At 73.5% G+C, this 22377-nt stretch carries 17 protein-coding genes; 15 read left to right on the top strand and 2 right to left on the bottom strand.

The genetic code is table 11. The annotated features are described in order from the left end of the window. Nucleotides 1-80 precede the first annotated feature (80 nt). Nucleotides 81-1937, top strand: a complete 1857-nt coding sequence (gene ggt / locus SL103_RS22380; protein WP_079145909.1) for a gamma-glutamyltransferase — start codon at nt 81-83, stop codon at nt 1935-1937. 70 nt (nt 1938-2007) lie between these two features. Here ggt and SL103_RS22375 read toward each other — a convergent pair whose 3' ends face one another. Both SL103_RS22375 and SL103_RS22370 read right to left on the bottom strand, forming a co-directional pair. Further along, the gene (locus SL103_RS22375; protein WP_069570737.1) at nt 2008-2457 is read right to left on the bottom strand and encodes a lamin tail domain-containing protein; all 450 of its coding nucleotides are present in this window, start codon (nt 2455-2457) and stop codon (nt 2008-2010) included. Nucleotides 2458-3392: 935 nt separating this feature from the next. Then, nucleotides 3393-3953: a DUF4232 domain-containing protein gene (locus tag SL103_RS22370; RefSeq protein ID WP_069570736.1), complete on the bottom strand. Its 561-nt coding sequence runs from the start codon at nt 3951-3953 to the stop codon at nt 3393-3395. 395 nt (nt 3954-4348) lie between these two features. On the opposite strand from SL103_RS22370, the gene SL103_RS22365 reads away from it, so the two are divergent. The 14 genes from SL103_RS22365 (at nt 4349) to SL103_RS22300 (ending at nt 22358) form a co-directional block, all read left to right on the top strand. Next, nucleotides 4349-5170, top strand: coding sequence for a hypothetical protein (locus SL103_RS22365; protein WP_069570735.1), 822 nt, complete (start codon nt 4349-4351; stop codon nt 5168-5170). A 96-nt stretch (nt 5171-5266) separates the two neighbouring features. Further along, on the top strand, nt 5267-6565 hold the full coding sequence (locus SL103_RS22360) for a hypothetical protein (protein ID WP_208869933.1): 1299 nt from the start codon (nt 5267-5269) through the stop codon (nt 6563-6565). Between the two features lie 47 nt (nt 6566-6612). After that, nucleotides 6613-7014, top strand: coding sequence for a hypothetical protein (locus SL103_RS22355; RefSeq protein WP_069570734.1), 402 nt, complete (start codon nt 6613-6615; stop codon nt 7012-7014). Nucleotides 7015-7051: 37 nt separating this feature from the next. After that, nucleotides 7052-7309 (top strand): hypothetical protein, encoded by a 258-nt coding sequence (locus SL103_RS22350; RefSeq protein ID WP_069570733.1) that lies wholly within the window; start codon nt 7052-7054, stop codon nt 7307-7309. Between the two features lie 16 nt (nt 7310-7325). Further along, complete coding sequence (locus SL103_RS22345; RefSeq protein ID WP_069570732.1) at nt 7326-9134, top strand: hypothetical protein; 1809 nt, start codon at nt 7326-7328, stop codon at nt 9132-9134. Continuing rightward, complete coding sequence (locus SL103_RS39295) at nt 9131-12628, top strand: AHH domain-containing protein (RefSeq protein WP_069570731.1); 3498 nt, start codon at nt 9131-9133, stop codon at nt 12626-12628. Before SL103_RS22345 ends, SL103_RS39295 begins: the two co-directional genes overlap by 4 nt. 9 nt (nt 12629-12637) lie before the next feature. Beyond that, on the top strand, nt 12638-13147 hold the full coding sequence (locus tag SL103_RS22335; RefSeq protein WP_069570730.1) for a hypothetical protein: 510 nt from the start codon (nt 12638-12640) through the stop codon (nt 13145-13147). Beyond that, nucleotides 13144-13602 carry a hypothetical protein gene (locus tag SL103_RS22330; RefSeq protein WP_069570729.1) on the top strand — a complete coding sequence of 153 codons (459 nt, stop codon included), beginning with the start codon at nt 13144-13146 and terminating at the stop codon, nt 13600-13602. Before SL103_RS22335 ends, SL103_RS22330 begins: the two co-directional genes overlap by 4 nt. After that, a complete protein-coding gene (locus SL103_RS22325; RefSeq protein ID WP_069570728.1) occupies nt 13593-15377 on the top strand; it encodes a hypothetical protein in 1785 nt (594 codons plus the stop codon). Before SL103_RS22330 ends, SL103_RS22325 begins: the two co-directional genes overlap by 10 nt. Next, a complete protein-coding gene (locus tag SL103_RS22320) occupies nt 15377-15757 on the top strand; it encodes a hypothetical protein (protein ID WP_069570727.1) in 381 nt (126 codons plus the stop codon). Before SL103_RS22325 ends, SL103_RS22320 begins: the two co-directional genes overlap by 1 nt. Continuing rightward, nucleotides 15757-16302 carry a hypothetical protein gene (locus tag SL103_RS22315; protein ID WP_069570726.1) on the top strand — a complete coding sequence of 182 codons (546 nt, stop codon included), beginning with the start codon at nt 15757-15759 and terminating at the stop codon, nt 16300-16302. The genes SL103_RS22320 and SL103_RS22315 overlap by 1 nt, the downstream gene beginning before the upstream one ends. Continuing rightward, nucleotides 16295-17611, top strand: coding sequence for a baseplate J/gp47 family protein (locus SL103_RS22310; RefSeq protein WP_069570725.1), 1317 nt, complete (start codon nt 16295-16297; stop codon nt 17609-17611). Before SL103_RS22315 ends, SL103_RS22310 begins: the two co-directional genes overlap by 8 nt. Further along, on the top strand, nt 17608-21714 hold the full coding sequence (locus SL103_RS22305; RefSeq protein WP_069570724.1) for a LamG-like jellyroll fold domain-containing protein: 4107 nt from the start codon (nt 17608-17610) through the stop codon (nt 21712-21714). Before SL103_RS22310 ends, SL103_RS22305 begins: the two co-directional genes overlap by 4 nt. After that, the gene (locus SL103_RS22300) at nt 21714-22358 is read left to right on the top strand and encodes a hypothetical protein (protein ID WP_069570723.1); all 645 of its coding nucleotides are present in this window, start codon (nt 21714-21716) and stop codon (nt 22356-22358) included. The genes SL103_RS22305 and SL103_RS22300 overlap by 1 nt, the downstream gene beginning before the upstream one ends. Nucleotides 22359-22377 lie beyond the last annotated feature (19 nt).

The following is a 22377-nucleotide window of genomic DNA, read 5'->3' as shown; positions in this document are numbered from 1 at the left end:
ATTACCGGCAGGCGTTGCTGCGCCGGTCACCGCCTGTCAGGGTTTCGGCAATCTCAGCTCCCGAGAGACCCGGAGGCGCCGTGCCTGTCCGTCGTACCGTGGTCGCCGCCGCATCAGTCGCGGTGATCGCCGTTCCCCTCGTCCTCGCCGTCAATGCCGGCGCCCAGCCGAGCACCGGCTCCGCGTCCGCATCCGCGTCCGGGCTCAAGCCGCCCGCCAAGGAGGCCGTCGCCACCGGCAGCGGCGGCGCGGTCGCCAGCGTCAACCCCTACGCCTCCCGCGCCGGCATGGAGGTGCTGCGGCACGGTGGCAACGCCGTCGACGCCGCGGTCGCCACCGCCGCGGCGCTGGGCGTCGTCGAGCCGTACTCGGCGGGCATCGGGGGCGGCGGCTACTTCACCTACTACAACGCCCGTACCGGCAAGGTCAGCACCATCGACGGGCGGGAGACCGCTCCGGCCCGGATGAAGTCGGACGCCTTCCTCGATCCCGCGACCGGCAAGCCGATCCCGTTCAACGATGCCGTCAACTCCGGCCTCTCCGTTGGCGTGCCGGGCACTCCGGCGACCTGGGAGAAGGCCCTCCGCGACTGGGGGACGATCTCGCCGGCCAAGGCGCTGCGGCCGGCGACCCGGCTCGCCGCGGACGGCTTCGTCGTCAACGACGAGTTCCGCGCCCAGACCGAGATGAACGAGAAGCGCTTCCGGAACATCTCCTCCACCGCGAAGCTCTTCCTGCCGCACGGCGAACTCCCCGTCGTGGGCTCGCGGTTCCGCAACCCGGACCTCGCGCGCACCTACCGGCAGCTCGCCCGCGACGGGATGGACGCGCTGTACCGCGGCGCCGTCGGACGCGATGTGGTCCGCACCGTGCAGCACCCGCCGGTGGCGCCGGGCTCCGACGCCAAGGTGCGCCCCGGGCTGATGGCGGCCGGCGACCTCGCCAAGTACACCGCGCTGCGCCGCGATCCGACCCACACCACCTACCGTGGCCTCGACGTGTACGGCATGGCGCCCTCCTCCTCCGGTGGCACCACCGTCGGCGAGGCGCTCAACATCCTGGAGAACTTCCACCTGTCGGCGGCCGACCGGGTGCAGGCGCTCCACCACTACCTCGAAGCCAGCCGGATCGCGTTCGCCGACCGCAACCGGTGGGTGGGCGACCCGGCGTTCTCCGACGTGCCCACCAAGGCGCTGCTGGCCAAGAAGTTCGCCAAGGACCGCGCCTGCCTGATCAGCCCCACGGCCACCCTGACCAGCCCGGTCGCGCCCGCGGACCCGCGTCGGCCGAGTGCCGGGTGCACCAAGCGGACCGGTACCACCGACCCGTACGAAGGCCCCTCGACCACGCACCTGGTGGCCTCCGACCGCTGGGGCAACGTGGTGTCGTACACCCTCACGATCGAGCAGACCGGTGGCTCCGCGATCACCGTGCCGGGACGCGGCTTCCTGCTCAACAACGAGCTGACCGACTTCGACTTCACGCCTCTCGCCAAGGACGTGCCCGACCCGAACCTGCCCGGTCCGGGCAAGCGGCCGCGCAGCAGCATGTCCCCGACGATCGTCCTGAAGCACGGCCGGCCGCTCCTCGCCGTCGGCTCGCCCGGAGGCGCCACGATCATCACGACCGTGCTGCAGACCCTGGTCAACCGCGTGGACCTGGGCATGACGCTGCCCGAAGCGGTGGCCGCACCCCGGATCTCCCAGCGCAACCGTACGGACACCGAGGCCGAACCGGCCTTCCTCAAGTCCCCTGAGCGCGCCGCCCTGGACCGGCTGGGCCAGCACTTCGTCGAGGCCCCGAAGGCATTCACCCCGTCGCCGGAGATCGGCGCGGTGGCCGCCCTGGAGTTCCTCTCCGACGGCCGGACCCAGGCGGTGGCCGAGCCGAAGCGGCGTGGTGGCGGGTCCGCGATGGTGCTGCACGAGACCCCCTAGCCTCCGAACACCGAAGCAGGAGCGCGCACGGCGTCCCCGCCCGCTGGGCAGGGGCGCCGTGCGCGTGCCGTCAGCACATCTTGTAGTCGGTCCGCGTGGAGTTGTAGGAGCAGCTGTCGGCCGTGCTGCCGCTCGCCCGCCTCAGCGTGGCCGTGTCGCGGTCGTTGTTCCACACGTACGCGCCGCGGCCCTGGTAGCGGTGCGCCGCGGTGTTCGTGCCCTTGCCGGTGTGGACGGTGACCGTCTTCCCCGCGCCGAGCGCGTAGGAGCCGAAGGTGTACGTGTGCCGGGAGGCGTCCGTCAGCGTCCACCCGGTGAGGCTGACGGCCCTGCCGGTGGAGTTCTTGATCTGTACGTACTCGGCGTTGAGGCTCTTGGCGGAGCGGGTGTCCGGGCCGGGGCTGTCGTAGTAGATCTTGTAGAGGTGGACGGAGCCGGCGGCCTGCGCGGGCGCGGGCAGCAAGGCGGCGCCGGCACAGGCCGTGACGGCAGCGACGGCAAGAGCACGCAAACGGAGCATGAGAGTCCTTGGGTTCGGGCCGGGCACCCCCCACTGCGGGCCCGGCGGACGCTCAGATTAAGGACCGGGTGCGGGAAAGCGTGCCGACGTTACCCAGTCGCGACATACCAAGACACAACGGATTCGCTCAAGGTTCAACAACTTGCCTGCGGGGGACGGTGGTTGGCCGCCCGGGCGGCCCCGGAAGGGCCGGTGAGCCGATGGCCTCAGCTTCCGTAGACGCCGCGGCACAGTGTCACCAGGTCCTTCCGGACGTGCGGGGAGGCCATCCGGCACACCACGCCGGGGTCGACCGTGGCCCGCGGACGGGGCGGCCTCCGCGCCGTGGGCGGGGCGGCGTGCCGCCGGTGCGCCGGGCGGGCCCCGGCCGGGCGCGGCCGTGCGGCGGCGGCGCGGGGCGGGCGGGGCGTCCGCCGCTCCCGCGACGCCGTTTTCGTGTGTGCCGTGGCCCGGTGAGCGCGCGGCCGGTGCCGGTGCCTGTGTCGGTGACCGGTGGCGTGCGGCCCCGACGGCCGCTTCCCGTCCCGGTGGGCTTCGGCGACCGCCATCCGCTCAGGGGGCCGGTCCGGGGTGGGCAGGCGCAGCGGTGCGGGCCGGTCGGGAGCCAGGGTCCGTCCGTCGTGTGCGGGGGCGGGCCCCGGCCCGGAGGGGCTGTCCGGCACGGAGACGCAGCCGGCGGTCGCCACGAGGAGGGCCGCTGCGGTGACGAGGCGAAGAAGAGAAGGGCGCACGGACCCTCACGGTGTCGGACGGCCGGGGCCCGTCCAAACGACACTCCGGTGCGTCACCCGGACGAAGGCAGCAGCCGCTCCGGCGCCGGGCGCGAGGGGCTCACAAGCCGGGCCCTTCTGACGCAACGTCAGGCACGGCCGGGGCCGCGGCTGCCGGGAGCGGAGGACGGCCGGAGCTGGAAAGGAGTGCCGCCGGGGGCGGTGCTACTTGGCGACTTCCGCGGGCGGGCTCATCCAGATCGTGTCCTCGCAGACGTCCAGCAGGGTGCGCCGGCCCGACTCGTCGCGGGCGACTATCGGCCGGCGGCCGCCCTCGTGGTCGTGCGGGGCGGCGACGATGGCCTCGTCGTTGCTGACGATGCAGCCGGGGGAGGAGGCCGTGGAGGCCGGGCCGGCGGCTCCGTCGGTGTCCTTGTAGCGCAGCGCCGTGGTCACCGTGCCCCCGCCCCGCAGATCGATCGGCGTGGCCGTTCCCCGACCCGCCCCGTCGGCCTCCGGCCCCTTGCCGACGTGGACCTCGAAGAGCGGGTAGCCGCCGAAGACGCAGGGCCGGGTGTTCTTGTTGACGACGGACAGCCGGGCCTCACGATGTGTGCTGTGCGGCGCCTTGTGCAGGACCGTGAGCTTCCACTTCAGGCCCTTGGTCGTGCAGTTGGCGTGCAGCGCCGCCATCCGCGGCGAACCGCAGCCCACCAGACCCAGCCCGGCGATGACGGTCAGTGCCAGCGCGGCGGTGGTCGCCCCGAGAAGTGAACGCCGCAGCACGGCTTCCTCCGTTCCTCACGTACCTGTCCCTGCGGGTAAGGAGGCAATTCCGGTGCCGAAGGTTGCCTGACGTGGTCGTGGCCGGCGAAGAAGATCGTCTGCGGTGCCTCCGGCCGTTCCTCCGGTGCGCTGCCGGCCGGACGGTCCGACATGCCGACGCCACGCGAACGGCGTAGCGTGAAAAGGGAGAAGGACCAGGTCCGAAGCGTCGCCCGTCAGTGCCCTCCGGCCAGGTCCCATCCCGGGTCACCGATGTGTGCGGAACGCCGTACGCACCGGTGCGACGGGTTCCTACACGCCTACGAGCGGTGCACCCACGGGTCGGCCCGGCCTGGCCGGAACCAGGCGCCCGGCCCGCGCCGGCCCGTGAGCGCCGCTGTGACGCGGGAAATGCCATGAACGGTTTCGCCGACCGGCTGATGCTCCGGTACCTGGAACCGGCGCAGGTGGCGCGTCTGCTGGTGCCCCCGGACGATCCCGACCGGCACCGGGTTCGCGCACTGCTCGCCGCGGTCTACGAGCCCAGCCTGCTCGAAGTCCGGTTCGTGGACGAGGTCCGGGTCACCACCACCCGGTTCCAGGTACCGGTGAGCCCGCCCGTAACGGTCCGCGGCAGCTGGGAGAAGCTGCTGCCGGACGCCGCGCAGGCCCGGGCCACCCTCGACATCCCGGCGGTCGCACCGCCGTACTGGACAGACCTGGAACTGGACACCGTGGTGACGGCCCGGGTGGTATTGACCTCCGGTGCGCTCGACTCCCTCGGTTCCGAGGACCTCTCCGGGCTCTCCGAGGAGGAGTTCGCCGCGCGGTTCGACTTCCTGGACCTCACCGAGCTGATGCGCCGGGCCGGCGTCGCCGACTACGCGGAGCTGCAGGCGCAGTTCCCCCGGCTCTACCGCCTGCACTACGCGGAACCGCCGCCCTTCGACCCGGGCGCGCTCGGCCGTACCTACCGGCTGCGCGTCTCCGTGCTGTTCTTTCCCGACCTGGATCTCGGCGCCGCGCTGCGCAGGTTGGTCCAGTGCCGACAGGCGCTGGACGACACGCGCCCGCGGCCCGACGAGTACGACGGCGGGGCTCTGCTCGCCGCCAGTGCGTGGCTGGCGGTGTTCCCCGCCGCCACGCTCGTGTCCGACACCGCCCCGGGGACCGAGAAGCAGGTGTCCGACCTGCTGGCCGCCGAGGGCTTCGTGGCCGCGTTCGAGGACGTCGCATGAGCACGCGCAGCCGTACCGGTGCAGGGCTCGGGGCCGGGCCGCACCCGGCGCGACGTCCGGCCGGGCGGGCGTCACGCCTCACGTAAGGAGCGGTCGATGGCGGTCAAGTACATCGATGTCACCGCCAGCAGCAATCTGTTCGCGCCCGCCGTCCGGGCGTTCGGGGACATCGCCATCATCGGCAGGGGCGGGATCGGCACCGCGGAGTCGCCGCCCAAGGACTTCACCTCGCCGTCGGCCGCGGCCGACGCCTACACGGACGGGTCGACCACGCTGGCCGCCGACGCCGCCGAAGGCGCGACCAGCGTCACCGCCACCCTCAACGTCCCGGCCGCCACCACCGTGCGGATCGGTACCGGCACGGCCTCGGAGGTCCGTACGGTGACCAACGCGGCGTCCGCCGCGACGGGCTTCACGCTCACCCTGGACGCGGCCCTGGCACACGCCCACACCAGCGGAGAGACGGTGACGCAGGAGAGCGCCAACGACCTCGTGCGGGCCATCGGTGCCGCGTTCAACCAGTCGCCGCCACCGACGAGGGTCTGGGGTGTCCAGGTGGACTCCACCGGACCCGACTGGGACGCGGCGCTGGCCACGACGGGCAAGCTGGACGTGCAGATCGTGGTGCTCGCGAACACGCCCCTCAACTCGGCGAACGCGCAGACGGTCGGCAAGCTGGCGACCCACGTCTCGACCATCGAGGGCGACGGCAAGGAGCGCATCGGCGTGGCCATGCTCGACGGTTTGCTGACTGCCGACGAGGCGATCGCCCTGAACACCGGGGCGGTGCAGAAGGAGCGGATGGTGCTGGTCGCGCACCGGTCCACCGACGACGTGGCGGCCGCCACCGCCGGCGTCATCGCCGGGTACCGGCCGCACATCTCGCTGCTGCTCAAACCGATCAGCATCGCGATGACGCAGCGGTTCTCCGAATCGGAGATCGACAAGTACGACAGCCACCTCATCAACTGGATCACCAGCCCGGTGCTGCTGCCCGGCCAGGCGCTCTACCTGGGCGAGGGCTACACGGCCGACTCCAGCCACAACAAGAAGTACATCGACATCGTGCGGACCCTCGACGACGTCAACTTCCGGATCAAGGCGGCGCTGATCCAGGCGATCGGGAACCTGCGGATCAGCCGGGTCGGCCTGCGCTCCGTCGCCACGCTGGTGGAGTCGGTGCTCGCCCCGCTGGTGCCGCAGGAGGTGATCGAGCGCTTCACCGTCGTGATCCCGCTGCTGACGCTCCTGGACAAGGACCCGGCCGACCTGACGGCGGCGGAGGCCAAGCAGATCAAGGACGCCCGCGGCACCCGCCGGGCCGACATGACCATCGAGGTCGTCTACGCCGGCGCCATCCACCGGCTCGCCGTCCAACTGGTCTTCACCGGCTGACCGCGCCCGGCGGACGGCAACGAGGGAACCCGAGGAAGTGAGAGACCATGCCCGACACCCTGAAATGGGACACCCGGCTGGCAGTGTCGGTGGATGCCAAACCGGTGACCCCCATCGACTCCTTCAACCCGACGTTCAACGTCCCGGTCCAGCCGCTGCACTCGCTGGAGGCCGACAACGTCGCGCACATCGTCCAGCCGCAGGCGTTCACCTTCACCATGGCGGTCAAGGCGATCGGCACGTCCGTGGCGACGCTCACCGGTCTCGCGATGGAGAACACCGCCTTCAGCGTCGTCGTGCAGCAGGGGAAGGGCAGCGACTGGACGTTCAAGAGCATCGCGCTGAACGACTGCTACATCACGTCCGTCGCCAGCACCATCGTGATCGACGGCGTGCCCACCACCACCTTCAACTGCATCAGCCTGCAGGCCGTCCCCACCGGCGCCTAGCCGGCGGACGACGCCCGGCGGGCGGACGGAGACCCCCATGTCGGACCCGAACCAGGACCCGGTACCGGACCAGGAACAGGCACAGGCCGTCGAGCGTCCCGGGCTGATCGAGGTGCACGAGGGCGACAAGGTCGTCCCCGCGCCGGGCTCGGAGGCGGCGGTGGCCGCCCGCTCGGCCACCGAGGTCCACTACTACTTCCCGGTCCATGTGGTGATGGCGGGGGACGTCACGAAGGAGACCGGGAGCGCCGTCGAGATCAGGATCTGGAACGCGCTGTACCAGGCGCTTAGTTGAGACCGAGGAGCCCGGGATGCCACGGTTGTCGTGTCACTTCCCGATCACGGTGACGGTCGTCGGAGAGCCCTCACCGGCGGCGGTCGAGAAGCTCGGCCGCGTCGTCGAGGAGGCGCTCGCCGCACGGTTCAGGCTCGCCCGCCGGCACCTGGAGACGGTCACCGGCCGGGCCCCGGCCGTCCCGGTGGAGGCCGGCGAAACACTGGACCGGGGCAGGATCGGCGCCACCGGGCAGGTCTACCGGGTGCCCGCGTACGACGGCGGCGGCGCCCTGAAGCCCGTGCGGCTGGAGACCGCGCAGCCCGGGCAGCGCGACCCCGCGACGCTCTCCGACACCGACCTGGAAGCCGAGTACGGGCACGCCCGGAACTGGCTCCTCGGCCACCAGCGGGTGGACGCCGGCTACGCCGCCACCAAGGCGTACCTGGAGGCCCTGGAAGCGGAGTTGCTCCGCCGCGCTCCCGCGGCATCCACCGCGGCGGCGGGCGGCCCGGCCGGTTCCGGACCGAGGACCGGCGGCACCGGCCCGCCGCCCCGCACCCCGGTCGCCCCGCCGCCCGCCATGATGTCGGGCGGAGGCGCGGCGCCGCACGACGAGGAGATCGCGGTGACCGGCGCGCACGCCGGCGGCACCTACGGCGAGCACGACCTGCCGTTCTTGCTGGGACGGCGCGGGATCCGCCTCGTGATCACCTCGTCCGGTCCGGGCGCGCACGCGCTCACCGGCCACGGCTTCGACGCCGTCGGCGTCGACCCGCAGAACGGCGAGCTCCTGCTGTACGACAACAAGAGCTACGGCAGCCTCGACAAGGCCGAGGGCAAGAAGGCCACCGCCCTCGGCAGGAACCTCCCGAGCAGCCTGGAGGAGGCGATCGCGAAGATCCGGGCGATGCCGGACTTCCCCGAGAAGGCGGACGTGCTGCACCGGCTCGACGCCTCGCTGACCGCCGTCCGGGCCGGCAAGCCCATCCCGCCGGAACTCAAGGTGCGGCTGAAGCTGACGAACGCCGGCGGGTACGCGCACGGTGCGCGCAACCTGCCGCCCGGCGTGGAGTACGAGGACGTCGTCGGCCCGGAGATCCGGGAGGCGCGCAGGCAAAACATCGCCGACGCCCGGAAGAACAAGGTCAACCCCGGCCGCCCGCGGTCCCACGCGGAAACCGAGGCCATGCGCCGCAAAGTGGGCGGGGTGCTGTCCCGGCAGCCGGTGCGGGTGCGGGTCGCGGTCCGGATCAGGAGTCAGGTGCGGAGCGCCGGGCTCGGCCTGGCCAGGATCGGTGTGATGGTGCTCTGGAACGCCGTCATGGCCAAGGTCGACCAGGCGATCGAGAACTGGTTCCTGACCCGGTGGGCCGAGCCGAAGCTGAAGGCGTTCGAACCGGAGATCCAGGCCCGGCTCGACGACCGGCTCGAAGAACTGGTGGACCTCCAGCTGCGGCATCCCGGCCGGCCGCTGTACGCCGTCGTCGGCATCCTGACCACCCTCGAACGGGGCGGCGAGGACGACACGGAACTGGAGAGCTGCGACATCCAGTTGGTCTCCGTCTCGGTCGCGGCCGAACGCGTCGAGCACAGCACGGTCGAGTACGTGCGCACCCACCCCTGGCACGGGCTCCGGGTGGTACGCGACCTGGTCAGGACCAGCTACTCGGTCGAGCTGGAGCCCCTGGGCACGGCGGAGCTGGCGGCCGTGCTCCGGGCGGAGATCGCGGCGGAGGAGGAGGCGGCGGGCGCCCGGTCCGCCACCCCCGAGCAGGAACGCGCCTCCCAGCGGCGACGCGACCAACTGGCCGCACAACTGGCCGGGTTGGAGCCGGCGCCATGACCACCGGAGGCGACACGCTGACCATCCGGCTGCACCTGCCGGAGTCGGTGACGTTCGACCGGGAGCCGGCGCCGGACCGGCAGCGGGCGTGGGAGCGGGTGCTGCTGCGGGCGGTCGCCCGGGCCGCTGACGGGCTGCGGGAGTCCGGCCTGCGGGTCGCCGGCGCGCCGCCACCGGCGGGCCGGGCGCCCTGCACGCCGTCCGCCACGGCGGCCGCGACCGCGGGGGCGGTGACGGCCGAAGCGGCCGGCGCAACGACGCCCGGCGGCCTCCGGCCGGCCTTCGCGGTGCCCGCCGACCTGGGGGAGGACGTGACGGACCGGGCGGCCGGCCCCGAGGCGCCGGAACCCGTTCCGACGGCACCCCCGAGCGGGCCGGCCCCCCGGGCAACCGCCCCCGCCGCCGCGGCCCCCGCTCCGGCGGCGCCCCCGCCGCCCGCCCCGGCCGGCGCCCGCCCCGCCGGCCCCGAGCCCTCCGGGAACGGCCGGGACGAGGGGGACGACGTGGTCGAGGGGCTCAGCGGACTGGAGGGCCGGGCGGTGATCATTCTGCCCGGCACCCGGATCGTGACCCTGGGCGGAGCCACCCGGTACATCCGGGCGAGCAACCTGACCCGGGCCGTCCAACTCGGCCGCGCCGTCTTCGGCACCACGTCGTTCGCGCTGCTGGAGGGCCCGGTGGGCGCGTCGGACAGCAGGCTGTGGGTGGTGGCGACCACGCCGGTCGTCTCCAACCAGGACCTGGAGGTCGCCGGGGACCGGCTGCCCACGGGGCAGCAGATGGCGGCCGTCCTGCACAGCAAGATCCTGCGGAGCGTGGCGGACCCCGCCGGGCACCGCTACGACGTGCTCGCGGTGCTGTCGAAGGAGCGCAACCCGCTGACCGCGGACCGCGCGGCCGGCCGCCGGCTGTACGCGCGGCTGGCGGAGGGCGGGCCGGAGCTGCCGGAGGAGGAGGCCCGCCGGCTGGTGTTCGAGGACCTCGACCGGCTGGTCGACCAGGTGCTGGGCGAGGACGACAGCCGGCTCCAGGAAGCCGCCGAACGGCTGGCCGCGCTGGACGCCGTGGCGTTCGGCCTCGTCGACCTGGCGACCAAGTCCCGCTATCTGCAGGTCCTGGTCAAGGCATGGACGGGGGAGAGCCAGGAGCGGGCGATCGTCGAGATCATGCGGTCGCTCCGCAGCGTCACGGAGCTGGAGTCCGTCCGGGAGATGCTGGCCGCGGCCGGGGTGGCGGACCAGCTGTTCGACGACCTCGGGGACACCTTGTGGGACCTGCTGGTCACCGTCGGCGGGAAGTTCGGGAAGAAGGACCCGTTCACGGTCGCCACCGTGGGACGGCTGGTCGACGAGGCGTTCCAACTGCCGCCCGAGGTACGGGAGTCGATCCGGAACAACGTGGTGGTGGGCGAAACCGTCCAGCTGGCACGGTCGGCGTGGATCGAGGTCGACGCTGCCGTCGGCGCCGTCGTGGGCCTGGTGCGCGGGATGATCGAGGGGCTGGCGATGCTGGTCACCCGGCCCGCGCAGCTGCTCGAAGGGCTCGGCCAACTGGCCCGGACGGCCGTGATGTTCCAGCTGGCCGGATACGGCTACCCACCCGCCCGGGCCGAGTGCGCGCTGGTGGTCCAGCAGATCGGCCCGAAGCTGGCGGACGGCTTCCGCGGCGCGGCCGTGCTGCACGTCGGCCCGAACGTGACGGCCAGGATCAAATGGGCCGTGATCGTGGAGGCCGCGTCCTGGTTCGTCGGGATCGGGGAACTCAAGGCGGTGGCCGAGGCCGTCGGCCTGAGCGAGAAGCTGGCGCTGGTGGCGCGGTTCCTGGGGCTCGTCGGCAAGGTGGCGGAGTCGGCCGAGGGCCAGCGGATCGCGGTCGGGCTGAGCCGGGTGGCCCGTGCGATGCACGCCGGCAGCACCGTGTTGCGGGACGTCGAGGGCGAGCGCGAGGTCCTGCAACTGCTCTCCCACCTCCCGGTGGAGGACGAGCGGCGGCTCGTGGGGCTGCTCGAACGGTTCGACGTCACCGAGGGCAGCAGCCTCGCGGAACTGACCGCCCATGCCGAACTCGGGCCCGCCGTGCGGGACTCGCTGCGCAAGACGGAGATCCTGCAGACGCTGGCCGCCAAGTCGGGCGGGCTGAGCGAGGAGCTGGGGACGGCGTTCCGGCACCTGGCCGGCCCGGGCGGCTTCACCGACGCGGAACTGGGCTCGCTCGCCGCGGCGTTGAAGCCCGGAGAGGGCAGGACGTTCCTGGCCGCTGTGGACCGGATCGGCCTCGCCCGGATCGGTCCGGCAGCGGAGGTCGGCATTGACTTCCTCACCGTGCTGGCCGCGGACACTCGCCGGATGGACGCCGTACGGGAGGTCGGCTGGCGGGTGGTGCAGGTGGCTCTGGACCAGGCCGGGGGCGAGGTGGCGACCTGGGACGCCCTCCTGCTGGAGCTGGCACGGCTGCAGGACGAGGCCCGCAGGACGAAACGGGTCACGGCCTTCCATGCGATGCTGCAACAACTGGAGCGCGGTGACGCGGAGGCATGGCGCCTGGTCGCCGGCGCCCGCGCGGTGGTCCCACAGGTCGAACACGCCGCCGTGCTGGGCCGGATCAGGTCGATCCGGGCCCGGTACCGGGGCCGGGCGGTGGACCGGGCCGCGCTGCAGCGGCGGCTGGAGGCCCTGCGGAGGCTGTCCAAGAAGGACCCCCGCCTGGCCATGGAGATCATCGAGGCGTTCGAGCAGCGCCGCCTGGACCGGGCCGGCCGCTTCGCCGACGCGGACGACCTGGCCGCGGCATGGGACGACGCCGCCACGTGGGCGAGCCACGACGAGCAGGCGCTGCTGCACGAGGCGGGGGAGACGCCGCCGGAGGCGCCCACGCTCTCCGACACCCCCGACAAGCCGGTCACCACGGGCGGTCGGCCCTCGGACGCGCTGGAGCGCAACATGGCCGAGGCCGGTGACCCGCGCCCGCCCGGCCACGAGACCCACCACATCGTGCCGGAGGCCGACCCACGGGCCGAGATCGCCCGCCGCATCCTGGAGGACGCCGAGATCGACGTGCGCCAGGGCGCGGAGAACGGCATCCACCTGCCGCGTACCTCGACCGATCCGCGCACCGTCGCCGAGGCGGCGACCCGGCACCCCACCCTGCACACCGACGCGTACTACAAGGAGCTGACGCTCCGCCTGATCGAGGCCAAACGCTCGAACACCGTCCGGGAAACGCTGGCGGTGCTCAAGGAGGAGCTGAAGAACGGGCGGTTCTTCCACGTCGAGGACGGCGCGACCCGCGGCGAGCGGTTCGCCGACTGGCTGCTGCGGCACGAGACGGACTTCGACTGGCTGACGACGGACGAACTGGCGGAGATCATCGAGGCCACCCGCCGCCGGCCCCGCGCCACCACCACCCCCGTTCCACTCGCACCACTCGCCACTCCCACCGCACCCGCACCACCCGCGGAGCGGCGGGAACCGGGCGACGAGGACCAGAAGAGGTAGGGCCGTGCCATGGCCGCCGGAGTGAACGTCCCCGTCCTGATCGGTGCGGTGCCCCTGCTCACCGTCACCAGCCTCACCCTCAACGAGGGCTACCAGGTGGCCCGGATCGCGGGCAGCAGACTCGCCCAGCTGGTGTCACCGACCGCCAGGACGATCACGGTGGAGGCGGTGCTGGTCGGGCGGACCCGGCTGCTCATCAAGAAGAGCCTGGAGGCGATGGCACTGACCTCCCGGGCACTGGCACCGGCCACCGCCCCCGCGATGAACCTGGCCGGCCTCCCCGTGGTCTGCGGCATGACCATCAGCCTCGACATGCAGATCACCAGCCTGCGCTTCACCCAGTCCAACCAGAAGCGCGACGCCCTCGACGTCAGCGTCACGCTGGAGCAGGTACCGCGCTCCAGCCTGACGGCCGTCCTCGGCGAGGCGCTGGACCTCGCCCTGGCCGCCGGTACGGCCGCCGTCCCCACCGTCAGCGACATGGTGCCGGCACGGCGCCAGCTCGGAGGCCAGGTATGAACCCGTCCGCCACCGTGGCCGCACCCGGCACCGCGTATCCGTCCGACACCGTGGACACGCTCGACTTCCGTCAGCTGCCCGTCGATCCCGACGAGGGCCTGCCGCAGGCATTCACCTGCCCGATCGGTGACACGGCGTACGACTTCGGCCTCTACGCCAACCTGGAGACCGGCGACGACGACCCGCCGGGGACGCTCTACGACCTGGCCGCGCCGGCCCGGATCAGCGTCCCGGTGCCGCCCCCCGGCTATCTGGTGCTGCGGGTGGTGCGCCTGGGCCCGGAGGGGCCGCGGGTGGAGTTCCTGTGCAAACTGGTCGCCGAGCCCCCACTCGTCCACCGCACCGCACGGTTGGCGATCCGCCTGCTGGAGGCCAAGGTGGCCCGCGGCAACCTCAACGGGCGCGGCCACTACGGCAGCAGCATCGTGATCGGGGTGGCGCAGCGATGGGCGTGATCCTCTGGTACCGCGTGGCGTTCCCGCGGCTGCAACTGACGGTGTCCAACGACGTCTCCGGCGGCGCGATCCTCAGCGACGCCGACATCACGGTCGAGTACGGCTTCGGGCAGCCCGGGAAGTTCGACGTCCACCTCGCCGCCCTGCCGCTGTCGGCGCACCGGAAGCTGGCCGGTGAGCTCACCGGCGAGCGGGGCACCGCGGGCGGCGTCGAGGTGGAGATCACCCTCGGCTACCTGGAGTCGCCGGGGTCACGCAGGCCCGTCCTGACCGGCCGGGTGGACGGCATGACGGTCTCGGAGCGCTTCCCCCCGCTGGGCGTGCGGCTCACCGGCTACGAGGAGGCCGCGTTCAAACTGCTGACCACCCAGAACATCCGCGGCAAGGACGGCAGGCCCCGGGCGGCCCAGCTGTCCGCGGCGAACTCCACGCCCGCCGAAGCCGCCGACACGATCGTCACGATGGCGCACGCGACGCTGGCCGACGGGGCGACCCCGAAGGAACCGCGGCAGCCCGGCATCAACCTGGACGGGCGCAACGCCTTCGACCTGCTGGAACAGCTCGCCGGCCAGTACGGCGCCGAAGTCCTGGTGCAGGAGGGCGTGGTGCAGTTCGGCACCGCCGTCACCCACCCCGCGGCCACCGGCCCGGCCCTGCCGTCCGACCAGGCCGCCGTGCTGGCGCTGCTCAACGGGGAGGACAGCCTGATCGTGCCCGGGAGCAAGGCCACCGCCCGGCTCGCCGAGTTCGAACCGGTCCAGGCCGGCGCGACGGGCAAGCAACGGGTGGTCACCGACCTCCCGGCACAGACCTCCGTACCGGCCTTCGACTTCACCGTCCTGGGCCTGCCGGAACTGCGGGCCGGCCAGCGGGTCGCGGCCAGCGTGGAGGGCTACCAGAACCCGTTCCAGGGCTTCCGGCTCCTCCAGGTCACGCACTCCTTCTCGCCCCGCACCGGCTACGTCTGCACCGGGCGCGCCGCCGTACTCAAGGACGGCGCGGAGAACCGGCGCAACACGGAGGCCGCCCGGCTGGGCAGCCCGATGGCGATCGCCGACGCGATCGCCGGACGGATCCGTGACGCGCGGACCGTCTCCCCCTCCGTCGACGCGGGCCGGGTCCGCTCGGCGAAGCACGACAAACGGGTGGCCGACGTGGTCTACGGACAGGACGACGCCCCGGCCGCCGTCTCGCCGAGCGTCGACCTGCCGGTCGAGGACAGCGGGTCCGTACTGCGCGACAAGCCACTGGCCGCCCCGTTCGCCTGGCACAAGGTCGGCCTGTCGGTGCCGGTGTACGAGGGCATGCGGGCGTTGCTCAACGAGGTCCGCGGCTCCCGGGAGGACTCCGTGGTCACCGGGTTCCTGTGGACCAACGAGGAGCCGATGGACCGCCCGAAGGCGCAAGCCGGCGACTGGTGGCTGTGTCTGCCCACCAAGCTGTCGGCCGGCAGCCCGCCGCGGCCCGAGGGGAAGGGCGTCAGCGACCTCACCGCGGCGGACGGCCGCCGGGTGGTGGAAGCGGTCGGGCTGAAGCTGACGGTCGGCACGTCCGGCTGCTCCGACGTCGGGGAGCGGCCCACCGAGGGCCCGGCGGAGGAATTCGTGCTGAGCCACAGCTCGGGCGCCGAGGTACGCATCGACAAGGACGGCAACGTCACGGTCTCGGCCGGCGCCGGGAAGGACGTCACGGTCTCCGCGAGCGGCGGCAAGGTGGCCCTCAGCGCCGGTGGAGCCACCCTGACGGTCGGTGAGGGAAAGGTGGCGATCAGCTGATGCCACGGGTACTCACGGAGGGCGCGGTCCTCCAGTGTTCGCACGGCGGGCAGACCCGGCTCACCGCCGGTGCGCCGACGGTCACCGTGCAGGGGCACGGCGTCGTCACCGCGGGCGCGGAGGTCGGCTTCCGGTTCGGCGCCGCCGACCTGCCCGTCCCGGGCATGCTCACCCCCTGCCCGATCCGCACGCCCGACGGCAGCTCCCCGCTGCCGTGCACCATCGCGGCGCCCGCGACACCGGCGGGCCTGGCGACGAAGCTCACGGTCGGCGGCAAGCCGGTGCTGCTGGACACCGCCACCGGAACCACCGTCAGCAGCCCGGCACCGGGCACCTGGAGTGTCGCCGATCCCGGGCAGTCCACCCTGGAGGCGATCTGATGACCGACCCCGGCACCCCCGGGCTCCCCGGGCCCGTCCCCGGCACACCGGGCCTCGGCCTGCCGGGACCCGGCACCCCCGACGGCGGCGCGCCCAGCCTCGGCCGCAGCCTCCGGGCCGACGCCGGCGACCTCGTCGTCGACGACCGGACCGGCCGGCTCACGACGGTGGAGGGGCTGGACGCGCTGGCCCAGGCCCTGGTGCTGACCGTCGAGACCCAGCTGGGCAGCGACCGCCTCAACACCGGCTTCGGATTCGACCGCCTCGCCGTGGGCCGCTACGCCCTCGGCGTCCACGCGCGCAAGGAGTACCTCAAGATGGAGCTGGTCCGCTGCCTCAGCGCGGACCGTCGCGTCACCGACGTCCGCGAGGTGTTCTTCCAGGACGACCCGCGCTTCTTCGAACTCCGGCCGGGCCTCGACGACGCGGCCCGGGAGCGGATCGCCGAGGCGGCCCGGACCGGCCGTACGTACACGGTCTTCGCGCTCGTCGACACCGTCGCCGGCGACACGCTGACGCTGCAGTCAGGGGGACGCCTTGAATGACCTCGACCAGTTCGGCGTGACCGCGGACGGCTTCGTGGTCAAGGGCATCGACCGCATCATCGCCGACCAGCAGGCCCGCGCCCGCGCCATGTTCGGCAGCGACGTCGACCTCACCTCGGGGAGCGCCCTGCGCAAGGTCCTGGACGCCGCCGCCGTGCACGTGCAGGAGTTGTGGCGCGGCCTGGAGGCCCAGTACTACGCCAACTTCGCCACCACCGCGCAGGGGCCCGCCCTGGACCTCCTCGGCACCGACCTCGGCCTGCCGAGGCAACCCCTCCAGGCCACCGGCGAGATCACCCTGACCCTCGCCGGTGCCGAACCGGAGCGCCGGTTCGTCCTGCCGCAGGGCACCGTGATCGAGACCACCGACCCGCCCAGGAAGCGTCTGCGCACCACCGCGCCGGTCCGGCTGTCCGCCGGCGACCCCGCGGTCACCGTCGGCGTCCAGGCCGTCGACCGCGGCCCGGAGGGCAACCTGCCGGCCCGCCGGCCGCTGCGACTGGAGCCCACCTGGGCCCAACTGCACCTCAACCTGGGCCCCGCCACCGTCACCCCCGCCAATCCCGCGCCGATCGTCGGCGGCGAACTGGTCGAACCCGACGACGTCTACCGGGCCCGACTGCTCGGCGTGCCCCGCACGCTGTGGACCCAGGACGCGGTGCTGGCACGCATCCTGGACGTGCCGGGGGTACGGGACGCGGCGATCTTCGACCCGTACGGCGGGGTGGACGCCTCCCACAGCCGGTTCAACACCTACCTGTTCGGCCGGCGCCCCTTCTCCGCGCAGCGCCAGACCGGCTCGCCGTACTACTTCGACGTGGTCGTGGCGGTCGAACCCGGCTGGCCCTGGCGCCCGTCGGACGGTGCCGTCCCCGCCGTGCACGACGCCGTCCTCGACATCGTCCGGCAGTGGCGACCGGTGTCGATCTTCCCCAACATCAATCCGGCCAACCAGGTCGACGTCGGCATCCGGGCCACCCTGCTGATCCAGGCCGGCCACGACCCGGACGCCATCAAGGGCGAGATCCTCAGCGCCGTCCAGGCCGGAGTGGACCGGCTCCGCCTCGGCCGCGGCGTCCTGCACTCCGACATCGTGCTCGCCGCGCGCGCGACCGCCGGAGTGGTGGACGTCCAGAACCTCCGGCTGCGCCGCTGCGCCCCGGCCTTCGGCGACGTCACCCTCGACGGCGCGGTGTTCGGCAACGCGCAGGAGCTGTCCGTCGGCGAGAACCTGGTGCTCGCGCCCGACGAGATCGCCCGCTTCGCCCTCGACAGCCCGCTCATCGACCTCCAGGTACTGAGCCAATGACCACCGACTTCCTCGACGTCCTGCGCGGTGGGCTCACCCCGGCGTACGACCGCGGCATGGAGCGGCTCACCGTCCAGCTCGTGCCGCACGACGACGGGACCCTGCACGCCCGCTACGACTTCCGCGACTACCTGGACCGCTACGGCCGGCTGCCCGACGCACCCCGGTACCTGCTCACGCCCCGGAGGGAGAGCACCGAACCGCTCGTCGTCCGGGTCTGGTTCACCCGCACGCCGGGCCGGGACGAGGAAGCCGTCGACGTGCCGGTCCCCGCGGGCTGGCCGGCCGGCCGGAGCCTGGCGGTCGAACTGCCCGGCCGCGCTGCCGAGCTGAGCCACCTGGTGACGCTGACCCGCGTCCAGCCGCTCGTCCCCGCCCCCGGCGCGGCAGCCGACTGGGAGGTCACTGCCCTGCTCGGCAACCTCGCCAAGCTGCTCTGGGTGATCGGCCGCGACTACGAGGAACTGACCGAACGGCTCGGGGACGTGGCCGCCCAGCGCTTCGCGCACAGCGCCCGCGGCGCCAGCCTGGACCTGCTCGGCGAGGACCTCGGTGCGCCCCGCTTCCCGCCCCGGCCCTACGGCTGGGACGACCTGACGGTGGCGCTCTACCACCTGGACGACCGGCCGCCGGCCCGCACGACGGACGCACCCGGTGCGGCGCCGGAGGTGGTGCGCGTCGCCGACGCCGGCGCGCGGTTCGGCGCCCCCGACCACCCGGGCACCAACGCGGGGGCGCACAGCGGGCGCACCGGGCGGTTCTCGGCGGCCTTCGAGTTCGCGGGGCCGGGCCGGGTCACCGTCGACACCGCTCCCGACTTCGCCGTCGGGCCGGACACCTCGTACACCGTCGAGGCGGTCGTACGGCCGGACCCCGCCGCCACCGCGACCGGTGCCGTCCTCGCCAAGTGCGCGCTGCTCGACTCCGCGGCCGCCCCGGGATGGTCGCTGACCGTCGGACGCTTCCGCGGACTCGACCGGAACCTGCGGCTGTCGGTCTCCGACGGCCACACGCTGGTGGAACTCTTCGCCGACCGGGACCTCGGCGACGGCGTCTTCCACCACGTGGCCGGGGTGGTGGAGCGCCTGCCCCGGCCCCCCGGCTCCGGCGCGCGGCCGACCGCGGTACGGCTCCACCTCGACGGGGTGACCGTGGCGCGGGAGCGCCGGGACGGGCTGGGCGCACTGTCCAACGACGAGCCGGTCGTGTTCGGCCTGGGCCGGGAATCACCGGCCGCCACGTCCCCCGACGCGCAGTACGCGGGCCTGCTCCAGGAGGTACGGATCTCGCGGACCGCCCGGACCTCCTTCGAGCCGGTGACCGGGGAGGGCGACGACCACTACCGGATGCGCCTCCGGCTCTTCCAGCGCTGGTTGCTGCCCACGCCGGACGCCCTGCGCGCGGCACTCAACGAGGCGGGCCCGATCGCCGGGCACGACGAGCCCTTCGACGTCGTCGAGGCGACCGACCGGCCGGTGACCGGCTCCCGCACCCTGCGCGTGCTCCCGAGCGCGCTCACCCAGGGACAGAGCATCGCGGCCGACGGCGACCAGCGGGCCGCCGAGGACGCGGTCGTCGGCACCCCGGAGGACGAACCCGATTTCGACCCGGGCTGGCTCTGCCGCCACGAGGACCGCGACGGGCTCGACCTCGGCACGGACGAGGACCAACGCCTGATGCAGCTCGGCGTCCTGCTGACGCTGGACGCCCTGCGGGAGCGGCTCGCCGGGCGGCGCGGGACGCTGAGCGTCCTGCGGTCCTACGACCCGACCGCCACCGACCTGCACCGGGTCGGCCGGGCCCTGCTCCTGCGCCACGACACCGTCCCGCCCGACGAACTCGGCGTGCACGCCCACGCCGCGGGATTCGGCTGGGTCCAGCACACCCGCGACGGCCTGGTCCACGTCGCCCAGCCGCCCGCCCCGGCCTTCCGCGTCCTCACCACCCCGCCGGCCCCGCGCGTACGGGCCGGCGACGAGCTGACCCTCGCACCGGACCCGGACCCCGCCCGGCTCGCGGGGGCCGGGGTCCGCTGGTCCGTCACCCGCTGCGGGCCCGGTGACGCCGAAGTGCGGCCCGGCAGCCCGGCGGTGCTGCACACCGAGGCGCCCGGCGAGGTCACGGTCCAGGTGGAGGTCACCCACGCCGGCCACACCCGCGGCGGCAGCCGGGCCGTGCGCATCGGCCTGCCCGCCGGCGGGCTCGGCACCGGCGAGTCGGTCAGCAGCACCGGAGTGCCCGCCGTCACCGAGACGCAGGCGGCCGGGCCGCCCACCGACGACTTCGACGAGGGCTTCCTGCTCCTGCGCACCGACGACCTGACCGGCACCCACCGCGGCGTCAACTACGGGCAGGACCTGGCCAACCGGCGCATGCAGCGCGTCACCGCCCTCGCCCTGGACCGGCTGCTCGACCGGCTCCACGGCGAGGACGGCGAGCTCCTGGTGACCGGCGCCCACGACCCGGCCCTGACCGGCCTGCGCGCCCAGGGCCGGGCCCTGGTGCTACGGCACTCCAAGCTGTCCGCGGGCGAGTTGTCCGCGCGCGCCTTCGACGCCGGCTTCGACTTCGTCAAGGTCGCCCCGGACGGTCCGCCGTCGGCCGCGGGCCCGTCGCACGTCGAGGTGGCGGTGGCCGCCGGCGATCAGATCGGCGTGCTGGGGCCGCCCGAGCTGATCACCGGCGAGACCGACACGGTCATCGCGGTACCGCAGCCGACGCCCGCCGACGCCTGCTTCGCCCCCGACGGCGCCCGCGTCTGCGTCGCGCTGCCGGGCAGCCACCGGATCGCTTCCTTCACCGTGGCGGCCCCCGCCCAGGGTGACCTCCCGCGGCTGGTCCTCGACCGCTCCGTCCCGGTGCCGCCGTTCCCCGGCGCGCTCTGCTTCGCCGGCGGACGGGTGTGCGTGGCGCACACTCTGGCGGACACGGTCTCGGTACTCGATCCGACCGATCTGACGCCCGCCGCCCCCGCCCTCACCGGCCCGCGCCCCGTCGCCCTGGGCACCGACGGCGGCCGTCTCTTCGTCGCGTACGCCGGCGACCGCACCCTGCGCGCGTACGATCCGCAGAACCCGCAGCCGCTCCGCAGCGTGGCGCTGCCCGGGGTGCCCCGTGCGCTCGCCGTGAGTCCGGCCGGCCCGGTGCTGGCCGTCCTGCTCGACGGCGGCCGGTTCTGCCTGGCCGACCGGGCCACGCTCGCCCTCCAGGGCGCCCCGGTCGGTACCGGCCCCGGCACCGAGGCCCGCACCGCGGCCTTCACACCCGACGGTTCGAAGCTGTACGTGGCCCTGGACCCCGTGGTGCACGCCGCCTCGATCAAGGTGTACCCGGGCGGATCCGCCCCGGCGAGCGCCACCGTCGACGGCTTTCCGGCGGACACCTCGCCGCTGGCCCTGCGCGCCGACCCGGACGGCAGGCACCTGTACGTCGCCACGGCCGGATCCGGAGCGGCGGCCGGCCGGGTGCACGTCATCGACACCGGCACCGACGTGCTGCTGCCCCAGGCGCTGACCCCCGGCGGCGACTGCCGTGCCCTGGCGGTCAGCCCCGCCGCGGCGCCCTACCGCCGCTGTCTGCTGGCCGCCCCCGGGGGCTCGGCGAGCGTGCTGCTGGCCGACCCGGCCCCGCTCGGCCAGTCCCCGCCCCTGCCACCGCAGTTGGTCTCCCGGCGCCCGCTGGGGCCCGGGGGAGACCAGGAACTCACCTGGTCGGTGGACGCGTCCGGCCACGGCCGGGTGGCGGCCGCCTCGCTGACCGACCCCGTCAACCGGGTCGAGGGCGTGGCGCCGGGCACCGTTCCGGTGCGGGCCGGCTACCTCCCGAGCGGCGGGCTGCCCCCCTACCGGTGCGAGGTCCGGCTCACCGAGGAACTCGACGGCACCGGGGCCGAGATCGGCAAGGAACGCTACGACCTCGTGCTGAACATCCTCAACTGGTTCCACCCCCTCGGTGTGGAGTTCCGCACCGAAGGGCTGCGCGCCCACGTGCGGGAGCTGTCCGGCAGCGCCGCCGATCTGCTGCCGGCCTACACCTTCCCGACGTACCACACCGCCGACCGGCGCCCCGCCCGATTCCGCCGATCCGACAAGGATGACCAGTGATGATCCCCCTCTACGTACCCAAGTTCTCGCACACCGACTGGATCGACAACGAGGACCGCGTCCAGGCCGGCGGCGAGAACGGCTTCAACATCCGGTTCCACAACCTGGAATCCGAGTTCGCGGCGCTGGCCAGGGACCACCTCAACCCGGTGATCGGCGCGTTGAGCAAAGCGGAGGCCTGCCTCTCCCTGGTGCCGATACTGGCCCCGAGCAAGCAGGTCGACCAGCCCGCGAACCCGCCGCTGACCCCGCAGCCGGGCCAGCCGCTGCCGCAGCCGCCGCCCCCGGTGCACTGGGAGCTGGTCAACGACATCGCGCAGAAGCCCGGCACGGCCACCGAGGCGCACGGCATCATGAACATCACGCTCCCGGACGGCGTCGAGATCAAGTCGCTGCTGGTGACCGGCACCCGGCAGCCGCCGGACGGCGTCATGCCGACGATCGTGCTGCGCCGCCGCGTGGTCGCGGGCAACGAAGGCGCGGAGGAGATCGTCAGGGTCAGCCAGTTCGGCACCCCGGCCGCCCCTGCGGTGCAGGCCGTGGTGAACAACCGGAGCCACCGCCACTTCCTCCAGGTGGACCTCCCGACGGTGCCGGTCGGGGACACCGTCAAGCTGTTCTGCTTCCAGATCACCTACCAATGACCGCAAGGAGGAGAAAACG

The sequence above is a fragment of the Streptomyces lydicus genome, assembly GCF_001729485.1.
Taxonomy (GTDB): Bacteria; Actinomycetota; Actinomycetes; order Streptomycetales; family Streptomycetaceae; genus Streptomyces; species Streptomyces lydicus_D.
Note: the sequence above shows the minus strand (reverse complement) of the source record. Positions and strands in the feature narration are given on the sequence as shown.